Below are 15,250 nucleotides of genomic sequence, written 5' to 3'. Positions count from 1 at the left end.
TCCGGTGTGCTGCCATCTCTGCTGCATGGCGCCGCGCGCCTTCACCGACAAGATGTTCATTCGACAGGACGAGCCCGCCATGGATATCTCCGCCCGCCCCGACGCCGTATCCCTCGATCGGCCCTTTGCAGCCGTTCCCGAGCTGATCGCGCACTGGGCAACGTATCGGCCCGATCATCCCGCCCTGATCCAGGACCAGCGCAGCTTGAGCTACGCCCAGCTTGACGCACGGATGAGCAGTATTGCTGCCGCACTGCAGCGCGACGGCCTGCAACCCGGCGACGCGCTGGCAATCTGTGCGTTCAATTCCATCGACTACGCGACAGTATTTCTCGGCGCGTTGCGCGCGGGTGTCGCGGTGGCGCCGCTGGCGCCCTCGGCCAGTGCCGAAAGCCTGCTGACCATGCTGACGGACGCCTCGCCGCGCCTGCTGTTCGTCGACGGGCCGTCGGCGCAGCATCTGGAGCCGGTGACCGCACAGCTGCCCTGCCCAACCCTGCGACTGGATCAGACCGTAGCGAACGGACTGTCCGCGTGGCTGAGTGATGCGAAGCCGGAACCGGAACCGGAACCGGTCGCGATCCAGCCGGATTGGGCGTTCAACATCATCTATTCCTCCGGCACAACCGGCGAGCCCAAGGGCATCGTGCAGTCCCATGCGATGCGTTGGGCACATGTGCGCCGCAGTGCCGCCTACGGATATGGCGAAAATGCCGCCACGCTGATCTCCACGCCGCTGTACTCCAACACCACGTTGGTGGCCTTCCTGCCGACCTTGGCGCTGGGCAGCACGGTGGTGCTGATGGGCAAGTTCGACGCCGGTCAATACCTGAGGCTGGCCCAGCAGCATCGCGTTACCCATACCATGCTGGTGCCGGTGCAGTACCAGCGGATCATGGCGCGCGACGACTTCGACCAGTACGACCTCAGCCACTTCCGGCAGAAGTTCTGCACCAGCGCACCGTTCAACGCTGCGCTCAAAGCCGAGGTGCTGGCACGCTGGCCGGGGGGCCTGGTCGACACCTATGGCATGACCGAAGGCGGCGGTACCTGCATCCTGGCCGCCCACGAGCACCCCGACAAGCTGCATACCGTCGGCAAACCCGCCGAGGGCCACGATATTCGCGTCATTGACGACGAGGGCAACGAACTACCCAAAGGGGAAATCGGCGAAATTGTCGGTCACTCCCCGGCCATGATGACCGGCTACCTGAACAAACCGGAGAAGACCGCCGAAGCTGAATGGTTCGACCCCAGCGGTAAGCGCTTCATCCGCACCGGCGACGTCGGTCGCTTCGATGAGCAAGGCTTTCTCACCCTGCTGGACCGCAAGAAGGACATGATCATCTCCGGCGGCTTCAACCTCTACCCGAGCGATCTCGAGGCCATCCTTCGCGAACACCCGGCCATCGCCGACGTGGCCGTGGTCGGCGTGCCGTCCACGCGCTGGGGCGAGACCCCGGTGGCCTTCGTCGTGCCCGCTCCCGGCGCGACGGACACGCCCGAGGCGCTGCTGGACTGGTTCAACGGTCGCGTCGGCAAGACCCAGCGCCTGGCACGCCTGGAGCTGACGGACGAGCTGCCGCGCAGCGCCATCGGCAAAGTGCTCAAGCGCGAGCTGCGGGATCGATACCTGGCGGAGCACGGCACGGCCGCTTGAAGGGGAACACCCGACGCATTGCGCCTTGGTGGGTCAAGGCAGGTCAGTGGCCTCATCCAGCGTCGGGCTTGAATTTAGAGCCTCATACTCCACCCACAAGCTACGCACACTTCCAACACACCAAGATGAGCATGATAATTATTTTTTTGCAGAGCACTTGTTAGCGCTCTTAGATTCTTAGCTTATCTAACCCTTTATAGCCTTATTGAAATAGCGATGGCCTGTGCATTTCACATATAGCCCAGCTCTTTGAACCTATGGTAACTGTCGTGTATAAAGCCGATCCAGACGATGGGTTTCTGAACATCTCTGCACGTCCAAACCCAACGGAGTTATACCGTCTGCATCGTATACAAAAAAAGCAATCGCGGTCCCGAGGTCTTGCGACGCAGCACCGTGCATTATAAGTGTCCTAGGAGTCGCTGAAATCAGATCATCAAGCGTGTCATAGCGCAATACGACATTAACCTCACCTATACTACCGACTGGAACATCGACAGGCTGGCTTGGTTCGCTTATCAACTTTTCGAAATTGACTATATTCGATTCGCCTATCCATTTGTCTGAGTAATGGAATATCAAATTTTGGTAATCACTGATAAGTGGATAATTCAGATCACAGACAGCCTTCCTGATAGAAACGCCATTCTGCGCGTTACGGATATTGCCGTAGATGCAGTCAACAACAGGGGTGTCATTTTCTATTTTTAGTGTGTAATACACTTCAAACGACGTGCTTGAGGCAGAATTCTCATAGTACAAAGCGGGCCCTTCGTTAAAGCTAACCAAGGCCCGATAAGTTTCGCCGCTGCTGCCCACGGCAGCGAGGAATTTATCTGAGGAGCCCTTCCACTCGATTTCCAGCAATCCGCTTTCATTGTCGGCAGTATAAATTTCCGCGTGGCTTCCTCGCTCGAACTTCATTACGCTTGATGCCGCCTGGATGGGCTCAGAGAGAGCAAGGAACGTAACGATGGCTGCAATCAGTGGGTAGTTCATGGGTTGAAGGTCTCTTTTGCGACGGAGGTTTCTCTCAGTATGGCTTCGAATTTTTTTGCATAGCTTGCAATCAGCTCCTGCTGGTCAGTACCGTTGATAATCCTTCTGGCATTTACATAGTCCACCGCTGATGCATTTATGTAGCTAGCAAGCTTGTGCCCGGTAAAAATACCTGCCTTCATTCCCCAGATCATAATTGGAACGGCATGCTGGTATTCGGCTGCTTTTTCGGGATTCTCAACAAAATTGATATTGAAGTGCCTCCCGGCCTTCCGATAATTAACTTTCCAAGTTAAATGAACCAGTCCACGTCCACGATATTTGAAGCCATCTCCTTTTTCAGTATTCTCATTGGTGATGGCTCGAGTTCTGTGCTCCGGCGTTTCCGCAAGCACCGGGTCGTACTTATTGAAATAAGCCAGATTGCCGATCTCCGGCTTTGCACTGAAGTACTCAGCGCTAAGAAAGTGCCATGCCTCATGGCGTGCCGTGGCTAACATATATGCCAGCTCGTACAGATTGGCGTCGTGATTCTTACCCCTATAGAACCTATTAATTTGTTCGACAACAGCGCGCAGGTTATTTTTTGAAGCCTGTGAGAAGGCTGGTATGCCGACATTAAATATCGAATGGGTACTGACATACTTTTCGACGAACAGATCAACATTAATTAATTGATCCGCCTGGATAAATAACGCCAGCATGGATACTGGATGAAAATGCCAAACCATCCCATCCGCATTGATTCCATGCTTCCCGCCCAACTCCTTCCACCACGACAGTTCTCGATCCGCTTCTTCTCTTCGGCCCAGTCCGGGTTCGGGTCGGCGGGGCTGTGTTCCATTAGTTCATCCAGCTCGTCCCACTTGTCCGGGTTCCAGAACCATTCACTCTCATGTTTGGTGATCAGCTGTGCGATGGATTGGGCGTGCCAAGGCTTGCCCAGAGCAGTGCGGATTTCCTCCGGAGTGATTTTTTGATCGCCGTTACCGTCGAGGATGGCGTATAGGCGTTGCTTGACCGGGCCCTTGTCGGATTGGTCGATCATGCTCTGGTAGCTGGCGCGTTCGCTGTCGATCAGGCGGCGCAGGGCTTCGAGGTGATACGCCAGAGCACCGGCAGGGCGTTCGCGGTCTTCGATGAAGTCGTAGCCTTCCCACTCCCAGGGGCTGTGGCGAGTGGTGATCATTTCCTGTTCGGCCAACCAGCCGCTGATCGGCTGGCCGTCCTTGTCGACCAGCAGGTTATCGAGACGCCACCAGCGGGTCTCGGGGCTGCATGACATGTCGCCAGTGCTGGCCGTCACCACCAGCTTGGCGTCTGCCGGCAGGCTGTCGAGCAGGCTCTGCGGCAGCACGAGGTCGACGCCGACCATCACGCCTTCGTCGCTGAGCCTGGGTGGATTGTCGGTATCGATACCCTCGCGATGCGGAATCAATTTGCTGGCGCCTTTGTAGACCTTCAGCAGGGTTTTCTGCGTCTCCGGCAGGCGGGAGGCATAAACCCTGCTCTGGGCAATGAATGCAGGCACATCATCGCAGCTGAATACCTCCAGATGCAGCAGGGGTTGGGGCATGGCTTCGTCGGGGCTCTGATAGCGGCCGAGGTGGCCGATAAGGTCGCCGGCCTTGATCGGCACGGGCTGGTCCAGTACCACGACGCTGCCTTTGGCTTTGGGTTCGCTTTGTGCCTTGAGGAACTTGAGGGCCAGGTAACCCGGCAAGGTCTCTTCGCCATCGGCAGGCGCGAGAGCAGGCCGCGCCGCTCCGCTGACGATGCTCAGCAACTTGCGAAATTCACCTTTACTGGCGCCAACCCTGACCCGCGTTCCCTTGGGTAAAGCGGCCAATACCTTAGCGCTCCGGCTGGGCTCGGCACGCACATTGAGGTCCGAGCCCTGTGTTTCGACGCAATAGATCCCTTCGCCCCAGAAATCAGGGCGTGGCAGGCTCGTTTGGGCTTGATATCCGGCCCAGTCCTGCAGATGCATGTAGAGGCTATAGAACGTCAAGGCCGGCTCTGGCGCGTCCGATGCAGATGTAGCGCGCAATGGCGGAAGCGCCAGTCGATGCCTGACCAACACGAACCCGGTGGAGAAAAGCGCGCGCTGGATCAGCGGGATTTCGCCAGTGTACTCGCTTATTGGATATTGCCCGTCGATGCGGTAGGCAATCACCTCACCATCAGCGATGCAACGCACGCTGGACTGATCGAAGGCGCCGGCGGTGCCTTGGTCAAAATGCACGCCGCCATGCCACAGGCCGTTGGCGCCCATCGGGTAGTAGCCGCCCCTCGCCTTGGCCAGATTGGTCAGGTTTGCCAACGGATTGCCTGCGCTGCCGGCAAAGGGATAGCTCCAATGGTTAACATTGCTCGTCATCGCTACTCACCCAAAGTCCTTTTCGTTGGTAACGTCGGCGTTCGTTGCCTGCGCTTGTTGTGGCCCTTCAACCGGGGAGGTTGAGCCTTTACCCCGCCACTCAACCTTGCGACAAAGCACCTGACGGGTGCAATTGAATAGAGCGGTTTTATGGTCTGGTTCGCGGTAAAAAACCAAGCTGCGCAATACGTTGCGCAGCTTGGTGGTGGGTCTCGGCGTATGGCCTGCAGTAAGTGGCGCCTGTTCTTCTCAGAGCTGCAAACAGGTTTTCTGCGCCAGGTAACCACCGCCAAGCAGGAGCACAAACGCTGACAAACCCGGCTGATGAAACCGATCTCGAAGTCCGGCACTGCACCCCGACGTGCAGGCATCGCGCTCGAAATCAGGTTGGTCCACAGCCAGCCGGCGTTGTCGTTATCAATCAGGCAGGTCAGGCCCTTGTCGGGGCCGGCTGGCAATCCTGCGTCCACTTGATCACCGCATCGCGCTGGTCGTCGTGGCTGGTCAGGTAACTGGCGAAGGGCTTAATCATCGGCTGCCCTCCTCCTGGCCTTGTCAACGAACGCGGCACAGCGCCACCACGTCGTTGAGCAAAAACGAACAATAGAGGGACGACCCAAAAGGGGGCAGAGGTCCGCCGCGGGATGAAGCGTTGGCTCTTGCTGGGCAGGCCTGCGGCCTGCATTCGCCGCGAGGCGCGCCTCCTACAGGGCCTGAGCGCATCTCACTGCTTTTTGTGGGAGGCCCGCCCCGGGGCGAAGCTTTTGGCTTGTGCGGCAACCGGTCGTTCGGGGCTGTTTCTACCCGAATTCAATAGCCGCGCTGGATATCGATGATGCCGCTGATGGTTTGCCCCTGCTCCAGTGAGACGATCTTGTCGGTGATCTGGGCAACAGTCGCCTCGCGCAAGGTGCGCGCCGAGACATGCGGAGTGATGCTCACCTGTGGGAGGCGCCAGAATGGATGCGTCGTCGGCAGCGGCTCCTCACGGAACACGTCGAGCACAGCGCGCGATACACGGCCCTCTTCGATGGCGCGACAAAGATCCTGATCCACCAGATGCTCGCCACGACCGACGTTGATGACTACGGCATCGGGCCTGAGTCGCGACAGCAACGAGTAGTTAATAAGATCACGTGTGCTGTCGGTCAGCGGCAGCGTATTGACCAGTACGCGCGTCTCACCAAGGAATCCGTCGAGTCCCGCCTCGCCGGCAAAACTGCGGACGCCGTCGATGGCGTAAGTGGAGCGCGCCCAGCCGCACACGGGATACTCCAGTCCCGCCAGGGTGCGCGCGACACGCTGGCCGATATGACCCAGCCCGAGCACGCCGACCGGCCACTCGCTGCGTTCAATCGGCCGGCGGAGTTTCCACTGGCCAGCGGCTTGCTGCTCACGATAGACGTCCATGTCGCGAGAGATGCCGATGACGTGATAAGCGACGTATTCGGCCATTTGCACCGCCATGCCCGCGTCCTCGAGACGCACCACCGGGATATTGCGCGGCAGGTTCGGTACCTGCACCAGCGCGTCCACGCCAGCGCCGAGGTTGAAGACGGCCTTGAGCTGCGGTTCCCTGTCGAACAGCGCCGCCGGTGGGTGCCAGACGATGGCGTAATCGGCATTGCAGCTCGGCATGTCCGAGTGCCAGACCTGAATTTGCGCCTCCGGCAGGTGCTGCTGAATTAGATTGGTCCAGCGCTCCGGTTTGGGATCGGCGGCAACGAAAAGGATTTTCATGGGCACTCTACTTCTGCTCTGTTGAAAAAAAGAGGCCACCTGCCCAGCAGACGGCTCATGGCGCCAGCCTAACGCTATATCGCATAGACGTGACCGTTGGCCTCCAACAGGCGCAACAAGGCCGGCCAGGTCAGCTTGGCCGCGCTGCCCAACTCGGCAGACTGCTGGCGCGTGGTCTCAATGGCCGCGGCGGATGGCAAGTGAGTCGGGCCGCAGGCCTGAGCGCGCACCTGAATCTCGCAGGCCTTCATCAGGAAGTAGAGGTAGGTGAAGGCTTCAGCGACGGTAGCACCGGCGGTGAGCACGCCATGGTTGCGCAGAATCATCATCTGCTTGTCGCCGAGATCACGTATCAGCCGCTCACGTTCGCTGAGATCCAACGCGACGCCTTCATACTCGTGATAACAGAGATGATCGAGGCAGAGCATCGCCGTCTGACTCAGCGGCAACAGCCCATCGCAGTGGGCGGACACTGCCACGCCATCAGCGGCATGTAGATGCATGACCGCACCGGCGTCCTCGCGTCCCATGTGAACGGCGCTGTGAATGGTGAAGCCGGCAGGGTTGACCCGGTGCAGACTGCCGCTCTGGACAATCTGCCCATCACGATCGACCTTCACCAGCGACGAGGCGGTGATTTCCTGGAACAGCAGGCCGTACGGATTGATCAGGAAGTGATGTTCAGGACCCGGCACACGGGCCGACAAATGAGTGAAAACCAGGTCGTCCCAGCCAAAGTGCGCCACCAGCCGATAGGCCGCGGCGAGGTCTTTGCGCACTTGCCATTCCGCGTCCCGATTCGTCGAACTTGAATCTTGCATAGCATCTTCTCCTTTGGTTTCGAAGGCGCCCGGTGGCGCATCGCTCGCAATTTGTCGGTGGCGTCAGGCCTTCTGGAGGTTGGTGGCGTGCTTGCGGTTCTCCTCTTCCTGCAAGGCGCGCCACATCAGCTTGCCGGTGGACGAACGCGGCAACGAGGTGACGAATTCCACATAGACCGGGGCCTTGTACGCTGCCATTTCCGCCTTGCACCAGTCGATGATGTCCTGCCCGCTTACCAACCCCGCCTGCCCATCACGCAGCACCACGCAGGCCTTGACCGTCTCCCCGCGCTTGGGATCGGGCCGCGAGATGACGCAACACTCCTGAATCGCCGGATGGCGGTACATCAGGCTTTCGACCTCCGATGGCCAGACCTTGAAGCCCGAAGCGTTGATCATGCGCTTGACCCGGTCGACGAGGAAGAAATAGCCCTCCTCATCGTAGTAGCCCATGTCCCCGGTGCGGAAAAAACGCTTGCCGTCCAGTTCGATGAACGCGCGCTCGGTCTCCTCTGGCCGGTTCCAGTAGCCGCGAAACAGCTGTGGACCGTAGCTGATGATCTCGCCCACTTCGTTGGGGCCGAGTTCGGCCTGAGTGTTCAGGTCGATGACGCGGCTGTCGACATCGAACACCGGAATGCCGAGGCATTGCGCCTTGGGCCGGTGAACCGGATTGATGTGGGTGGCCGCGATGGTTTCCGACAACCCGTAGCCCTCGATGTAGCGCAGGCCGGTGAGCCGGTGCAGCTTCTCCTCCACCGCCTTCGGCATCGCCGCCCCGCCACCGCCGACGCTGACCAGGCTGGACAGGTTGTACCGCTCCAGATCCGGATCGGAGAGAAAATCGATGGCCATCGTGGCAATATTGACCCAACCGGTCACGGCGTGCCGCTCGATCAGCTGGGCCGCGACCTTGCGGTCCCAACGGGTCATGATCACGGCCGTGCCGCCGTTGTAGATCGGGCCGCTCATGGCGCCCTGCATGCCGGTGACATGGAAGTACGGCAGCGTCGCGAGGGTCACCGATTCGCTGGTGCTGTTGGTCCAGACCACGCGATGAATGATGGTAGCCATGGCCGAGCGATGGGTATGCATGCAGCCCTTCGGTGCACCGGTGGTGCCGGAGCTATAGGGGAACACGCAGAGATCGTCCGGGCCGGCCGTATGCAGGCCCGGCGCATGGCCAGCGCTCAACGCCTCGGCCCAGCTAACGCCACCGGCAAAATCCGGCGGTATCGGAGCGGCCTGCACTTCGGCCGGCAACGCCAGATCGGTGGCCTGTCGAATATATTCCGAATAGGCCGCGACGATCACTTGCCGCAGCTGCGCGGCGCCTACCAGCGGCGAGATGAAGCCGGTCAGCTCCTGGCCACAGATGCACACCTCAGCACCGGTATCGTGCAGGTAGTGCTCCAGTTCGGCGCTGTGGTTCATCGGGTTGACCGGCACCACCACGGCGTCTGCACGCAGGATCGCGTAGTAGGCGACGGTGAACTGCGGTGAGTTCTGCATGTACAACAGGACCCGATCGCCCTTGGCGACGCCCAGGTGGCGCAGGTAGCCGGCCAGCGCCTCCACATCGCGCAATAGCTCGGTGTAGTTGATCAGGGTGTCGTAATAGACGATGGCCGTCTTGTCCGGGAAGCGCCGCGCGGAGATCTCAAGATTGGCGAACAGGCTGGTTTCCGGCACCGTCAGGTGTTTTGGCAGATCCTCGGGCCAGACCGCATGATGACGAGTGAACATTACAGAACTCCTGAATCGCTGTTAGAGGGCCAGTTCGGCCATGGCCCGTTCTTCGCCCCACTCGAGCCAGCCCCGGGTGTCGCGCAAGGGTGTGATGGCGATGCGTTTCTCGCGCAGCGCAGTGACGTCCGCTTCAGGCGCGACGATGTGCGCCGAGGAATGTTCGAAACCGAGCCACCAGTACGGCAGACCCCGACCGTCCCGGCCCGCCTGGAGCCGTGGTCGAGTAATAGAACCTCGTGATTGCTGGGTCATTCGCAGATGGCTGACTGCATCGGCCGAACAGGCGGGAAAGTTCACGTTCCAGCAACAACCGCCGTTCTCGCGACGCATCCACAGCGCGCGAATCATGCTTTCAGCATAGGTTTCGACGCAGGACCAATCGATCGTCGCGCGATCGAGAAAGGCCTGGCTCAGACCGATGGCTGGCAGCCCTAGCAAATCGGCGCTAAGCACCGCACCGAGGGTTCCCGAATAAGGCACCGAGTCGCCTATGTTCGCCCCGCTGTTGATGCCGGATAGCACCAGGTCGGGGGGCGATTCCTGCAGCCACTCGGCCATGGCGAACATCACGCAATCCGACGGCGTACCGGAGACGGCAAAGCGCCGCTCACCGTGGCGATACACACGCAGTGGCGAATGCACCGAGATGCCCTGGCCTGTGCCGCTCTGGTCGTGCTCGGGCGCGACCACCCAGACCTCCTCGGCCAGTTGCGCGGCGATGTGCTCGAGCAATGCCAGCCCCGGCGCAGCGATGCCGTCGTCGTTGGTCAGCAGGACGCGGCGAAGCAATGGACCGCTCATGCCGATGCTCCCCTGTCGCCACCCTGAGCGATGCGCCAGCCTGCTTCAGCGAGGAGTCCTGCACGCTGGCCGACCTGCAGCGCGTCGGCGTTGCTGGCGTTGCCCTGCAGCGCTCGCGCATAGACGCCCTGCAGTATCGCCGCCAGTCGGAACAGCGAAAACGCCACGAAGACATGCCAGTCCGCCACGTCTGCACGCCCGCTCTGCTGGCAATAGCGTTCCAGTACCTGTCGCTCGGAGGGAATGCCCTGCGCCTGCAGGTCGATGCCGATCAGTCCGCGCAGGCCGTCCACGCCCGCTGGCAAGTGATAGGGCAGGCAGAAGTAGGCGAGATCAGCCAGCGGATGGCCGAGGGTCGACAGTTCCCAATCGAGAATCGCCGCCACCCTCGCCTCCCCTGGCTCGAAGATCAGATTGCCAAGGCGGTAATCGCCGTGGGAGACGGCGCACTCGTCGCGCTGCGGCACCTGCTCCGGCAACCATTGCATCAGCTTTTCCATGGCGGGCATATCACCGGTCCGGGAAGCCTCATACTGACCGGACCAGCGCCTCACCTGACGGGCGAAATAGCCCTGGGCCTTGCCGAAGTCACCCAGCCCCACCGCCTCGACATCGACCTGATGCAGTTCGGCGAGGGTATCAACGGCAGCCAGGTGGATCGACTGACGATCCTCAACCGCCAGCGCTTCCAGTGCCGGATGGCTGAAGATGCGTCCCGCCACATGGTCCATCACATAGAAGGCCGTGCCAATGATCGCTTCGTCCTCGCACAGCAGATGCACGCGTGGCACCGGCACACGGGTGTGCTCGGACAGCGCTCGAATCACCTTGTATTCGCGCTCGACCATGTGCGCCGAGGGCAGCACCTTGCCCGGCGGCTTCTTGCGCAGCACATAGCGACGCCCGGCGCTTTCCAATAGATAGGTAGGGTTGGACTGGCCACCCTGGAACTGCCGGATGCTCAGATCATCTCCCAGCTCAGGCAGATGTCGACGCAGATACCGCGCCAGCGCAACCTCATCAAAGCGATGCGCCGGCAGGACGTCGATCAGCTCGGGTTCGTTCATCGCCGCGCCCTCAGCATGCGGTTTCGCCGCCATCGGCGACGATCACTTGGCCGGTAATGTAGGCACTGGCGGGCGCCGCCAGGAATACCGCAAGACCGGCGATATCCACCGGCTCGCCGATACGCCGCAGTGGCGTCTTCTCGGCCGCACGACGGACCCGCTCCGGATCGTCGAGCAGCGCCTTGGCGAAATCGGTACGCACCAGCCCCGGCGCGATGGCGTTGACGCGAATCCCCCTGGGGCCCCACTCCGCCGCCAGGTTGCGCGCCAGCGCGGCCTCGGCCGCTTTGGACACGCCATAGGTGCCGATTACGGTGTTGCCACGCAGCCCGGCGATGCTGGAAAGCATGATTACCGCGCCCTCGCCACGTTCGGCCATCTGTGGCAGGACCATGTTGGACAGCCAGAAGGTGCCCTTGACGTTGGTATCCATGATCTTGTCCCAGGCATCATCGGTCAGCTCGCTGGTCGGACCATAGACAGGATTGGTGGCCGCGTTGCAGACCAGCACGTCGATGCGCCCCCAGGTTTGCAGGGTGATGTCGACCAACCGCTGCAGGTCTTCCTTGCGGCCTACGTGGCAAGGCACCGCGATGGCCTCGTGGCCTGCAGCCTTGAGCTCGGCGGCCACCGCCTCGCAGGCGTCGGCCTTGCGGCTGGAAATGACGACACGCGCGCCGCACCGGGCCATTTCCTCTGCAATCGAGCGGCCGATGCCACGACTGGAACCGGTAATCAGTGCCACCTTGCCGGTCAGATCGAATAACGGATTGGTCATGTGACTGCGTCCTTATTGTTGATTTTGTCGGGAGCTCAGCGCTTGCTGGAGTAGTTTTTCAGTTCGAGCTTGGCGATGGTGTCCAGATGCACCTCGTCCGGGCCATCGGCCAGACGCAAGGTCCGCTGATGAGCCCAGGCCGCCGCCAGGAAGCTGTCCTGGCAGACACCTTTGGCGCCATGCACCTGAATCGCGCGATCCAGCACCCGCAACGCCATGCTCGGCGCAGCCGCCTTGATCATGGCGATCTCCTGCCGCGCTACCTTGTTGCCGACAGTGTCCATCATGCGCGCTGCCTTGAGGGTCAGCAGGCGGGTCTGCTCGATCTCGATGCGCGAGCGGGCGATGTCCTTGCGGATCGAGTCGAAGTCGGCCAGCGGCTTGCCGAACGCCACTCGCGAATGAACGCGCTCACACATGGCCTGCAGGGCCCGCTCGGCCACGCCGATGGTGCGCATGCAGTGATGGATGCGACCTGGGCCGAGACGCCCCTGGGCTATCTCGAAGCCGCGGCCTTCGCCAAGCAGCATGTTGCTGGCCGGCACGCGAACGTTGTTGTAGTTGATTTCGGCATGGCCATGGGGTGCGTGGTCGTAGCCGAACACATGGAGCGCGCGGACGATTTCCACACCCGGCGTGTCGAGCGGCACAAGGATCATCGACTGCTGCCGATGGCGCTCGGCGGTGGGGTCGGTCTTGCCCATCACAATCGCGATTTTGCAGGTAGTGGTCATCGCGCCGGACGACCACCACTTGCGCCCGTTGATCACATACTCGTCGCCTTCGCGACGGATCTCACAGGCGATGTTGGTGGCATCGGAAGACGCCACGTCTGGCTCGGTCATCGAAAAGCAGGAGCGTATTTCACCGTTGAGCAATGGCTTGAGCCACTGTTCCTGCTGCCCCGGCGTGCCGTAGCGTGCCAACACCTCCATGTTGCCGGTGTCCGGAGCCGAGCAGTTGAAGACCTCGGCGGCACCATGCGCGCGGCCCATGATTTCGCACAGGTGGGCGTATTCGAAGTTGGTCAGCCCCGCGCCGAACTCGCTCTCTGGAAGGAACAGATTCCATAGCCCCTGCGCCCTCGCCTTGGCTTTGAGTTCTTCGAGGATCGGCGGCGGTGCCCAACGATCTTCTGCGTTGGCAATCTGCTCATGAAGGATGTGTTCGTTGGGATAGATGTGTTCGTCCATGAACGCCGTGAGTTGTTCATGGAGCTGTAGCGCTTTACCGGTCAGTTCATACATCGCCGTTTTCCTTCTTATTGTTCTGTGCTGGGAATATCAGCGGCACCCCTTGTGGGTGCTCGCTACCGGAGCGCAGGCGGAACGTCGCCTCGCCGATCGCCAGTAAGCGATTGTCTTGGTCGCGCACTTCCCCAGAGCTGTTGAATATTCGGCTGCCGCCGGCACGTCGCTTGCCGATGGCACGGATAACGCCGCCCGAACATTGGCCGGTGAAGGTCGTGTTCAGCACCAGGGTGATGGCCTTGCGCACCCGCCCCGGATAGGGGCAGTAGGTACCGGCTTCGGCCAGTACAACGTCGAGCAGGGAAGTCAGTACGCCGCCATGGAGCACACCGGCCATGTTCAGATGGCAGGCCTGCACCTCCAGCTCGATCACCGCCTCGTCTTCCGTCCAGGAAACCTGGCGATAACCAAGCACCTGATGGAAGCCCGGCAGGTCCTTGCCACCGCTGATCGACAGGGCATTCGTTGGGATTTCGCTCGTAAGCGGGTCCACATCCTGCCCCGTCATCGCACTGGATTCGAGCGAGGCGCCAAGCTAGGCGCCGAGGCGGGTGTCGATTTCCACCCGATGTTTCCAATGTCGAGCCGCATAGCCAGTCCTCTCGATTGTTTTTATGGCGAGTCTGCTTCCTTTTGAAGCTGGCATGACCGAAACGATGCGTCAATTCGAAATCGAGTTCCATTAGGCAGAATTATGACGAGCCACAAACAGAACCGTCTAAGATCAATATCGAAGTGCCATAGAGCCAGTCAGCCAAGCGGTTCGACATATCGCAAAGATCAAAGGGGTGGCGATAGCGTTCTGCTAGTGCTTGAAAAAGCTGCACGCTATGTTAGCTTTCGGATACCTTTGTAAAAATCAGTTTTACTCTGCGAAACAAAAAGCGAATGTGAGTGCCTAGAGAAAAGCCCGTCAGCCAGACAATTACAACAAGAGGACGCGTTATGAAATCGATGCTCAAGAAGCTACTTGTTCCAGCCAGCCTGGTTGCCCTGGCAGTTTCTGCGGTTGTACCGCAGCTGGCTGCCGCGCAGGACGTGACCAAGTGGCGTGTCCAATCCCACTGGCCGAGCGCCAGCAGTTCATACGAAGACAGCCTTGGGCGCCTGAAGCGCGAGATCGAGCGACGCACCGAAGGCCGCCTACAGTTGCAGCTGTTCGAGTCCGGTGCGCTGTTCAAGCCACAGGAAACGTTCAACGCTGTCAGCCGTGGCATCATTCAGATGGGCACCATCTCCCCCGGCTACGCACAGGACAAGATTACGCTTGCGGGCATCGCCTCCGGTTTGCCGTTCGCCTTCCAGAACGTCTGGGAAACCGCCTACTTCCACAAACACATGGGCTTCGAGGACATGCTCAAGGAAGAAGCGGCGCAACACGGAGTGTATTGGTCGACCGACAAGGTCTACCCGACCGAGATGGTGGTGAAGAAGCCAATCAACAGCTGGGAAGACTTCACCAAGCTGAAAATCCGCTCATCGGGCGCCCTGCAGAAATTCCTCGACGAGGCGGGCGCCTCGACCACCTACCTACCGGGCGGCGAGCTCTACCCTGCACTCGATACCGGTGTGGTGGACGGCGCTCACTGGGGCGCAGTGCAAGGCGCGGCAAGCATGAGCTTCTACGAAGTGGCCAAACATCACGTCAGACCAGCGCTCAACATCGCAGGTACCGATGTGATCATCATCAGCCAGAAAGCCCTGGACAAGCTGTCCGAGCGCGACCAGGAAATCGTCAAACAGATCCTTGATGAGCAGTTCTGGTACCGCACCAACGAGTATCTGTACCAGGAGCAGATCGCCCTGCGTAAGGCCATCGACGAACAAGGCGTTCAGGTCAACACACTGCCGGACGACGTGCAGAAGCGTCTGCGGGAAGTCGCACAGAAGTCCTGGGAAGAAGAAGGCAAGCGCAGCGATAAGGCCGCCGAAGCCTTGCAGAAGCTCAAGACTTTCCTCAGCGATCTCGGTTACCTGTAACCCCTCGCCTGATCGGCCCGTCCGA

13 protein-coding genes are annotated in these 15,250 nt (G+C 60.4%); 2 read left to right on the top strand and 11 right to left on the bottom strand.

Annotated elements, in window-relative coordinates; all coding sequences use genetic code 11:
• The first annotated feature begins 79 nt into the window (after positions 1-79).
• Positions 80-1,660 (top strand): class I adenylate-forming enzyme family protein, encoded by a 1,581-nt coding sequence (locus tag DQ405_RS10015; RefSeq protein WP_168424089.1) that lies wholly within the window; start codon positions 80-82, stop codon positions 1,658-1,660.
• 255 nt (positions 1,661-1,915) lie between these two features.
• Here DQ405_RS10015 and DQ405_RS10010 read toward each other — a convergent pair whose 3' ends face one another.
• The 11 genes from DQ405_RS10010 to DQ405_RS09960 form a co-directional block, all read right to left on the bottom strand.
• A complete protein-coding gene (locus tag DQ405_RS10010) occupies positions 1,916-2,659 on the bottom strand; it encodes a hypothetical protein (protein ID WP_168424088.1) in 744 nt (247 codons plus the stop codon).
• Complete coding sequence (locus DQ405_RS10005; RefSeq protein WP_206678900.1) at positions 2,656-3,363, bottom strand: hypothetical protein; 708 nt, start codon at positions 3,361-3,363, stop codon at positions 2,656-2,658. Before DQ405_RS10005 ends, DQ405_RS10010 begins: the two co-directional genes overlap by 4 nt.
• Complete coding sequence (locus tag DQ405_RS10000) at positions 3,330-5,039, bottom strand: SH3 domain-containing protein (RefSeq protein ID WP_168424086.1); 1,710 nt, start codon at positions 5,037-5,039, stop codon at positions 3,330-3,332. The genes DQ405_RS10005 and DQ405_RS10000 overlap by 34 nt, the downstream gene beginning before the upstream one ends.
• Before the next feature lie 810 nt (positions 5,040-5,849).
• On the bottom strand, positions 5,850-6,779 hold the full coding sequence (locus tag DQ405_RS09995) for a 2-hydroxyacid dehydrogenase (RefSeq protein WP_168424085.1): 930 nt from the start codon (positions 6,777-6,779) through the stop codon (positions 5,850-5,852).
• A gap of 74 nt (positions 6,780-6,853) precedes the next feature.
• On the bottom strand, positions 6,854-7,600 hold the full coding sequence (locus DQ405_RS09990) for a class II aldolase/adducin family protein (protein ID WP_168424084.1): 747 nt from the start codon (positions 7,598-7,600) through the stop codon (positions 6,854-6,856).
• Between the two features lie 63 nt (positions 7,601-7,663).
• Positions 7,664-9,346, bottom strand: coding sequence for a long-chain fatty acid--CoA ligase (locus tag DQ405_RS09985; RefSeq protein ID WP_168424083.1), 1,683 nt, complete (start codon positions 9,344-9,346; stop codon positions 7,664-7,666).
• A gap of 21 nt (positions 9,347-9,367) precedes the next feature.
• Positions 9,368-10,150, bottom strand: coding sequence for a 5'/3'-nucleotidase SurE (surE, locus tag DQ405_RS09980; protein ID WP_168424082.1), 783 nt, complete (start codon positions 10,148-10,150; stop codon positions 9,368-9,370).
• Positions 10,147-11,217, bottom strand: coding sequence for a phosphotransferase (locus DQ405_RS09975; protein ID WP_168424081.1), 1,071 nt, complete (start codon positions 11,215-11,217; stop codon positions 10,147-10,149). The genes surE and DQ405_RS09975 overlap by 4 nt, the downstream gene beginning before the upstream one ends.
• Positions 11,218-11,227: 10 nt before the next feature.
• Entirely contained in the window at positions 11,228-11,995 is a 768-nt protein-coding gene (locus DQ405_RS09970; RefSeq protein ID WP_168424080.1) for an SDR family NAD(P)-dependent oxidoreductase, read from the bottom strand.
• A gap of 35 nt (positions 11,996-12,030) precedes the next feature.
• Entirely contained in the window at positions 12,031-13,242 is a 1,212-nt protein-coding gene (locus DQ405_RS09965) for an acyl-CoA dehydrogenase family protein (protein WP_168424079.1), read from the bottom strand.
• Positions 13,235-13,738 (bottom strand): PaaI family thioesterase, encoded by a 504-nt coding sequence (locus DQ405_RS09960; protein WP_342030408.1) that lies wholly within the window; start codon positions 13,736-13,738, stop codon positions 13,235-13,237. Before DQ405_RS09960 ends, DQ405_RS09965 begins: the two co-directional genes overlap by 8 nt.
• Before the next feature lie 452 nt (positions 13,739-14,190).
• On the opposite strand from DQ405_RS09960, the gene dctP reads away from it, so the two are divergent.
• Positions 14,191-15,225 carry a TRAP transporter substrate-binding protein DctP gene (gene dctP, locus DQ405_RS09955; RefSeq protein ID WP_168424077.1) on the top strand — a complete coding sequence of 345 codons (1,035 nt, stop codon included), beginning with the start codon at positions 14,191-14,193 and terminating at the stop codon, positions 15,223-15,225.
• Positions 15,226-15,250: the final 25 nt, after the last annotated feature.

This window comes from Pseudomonas sp. SST3 (assembly GCF_003325755.1).
This window is presented reverse-complemented; position numbering and strand designations above follow the sequence as displayed.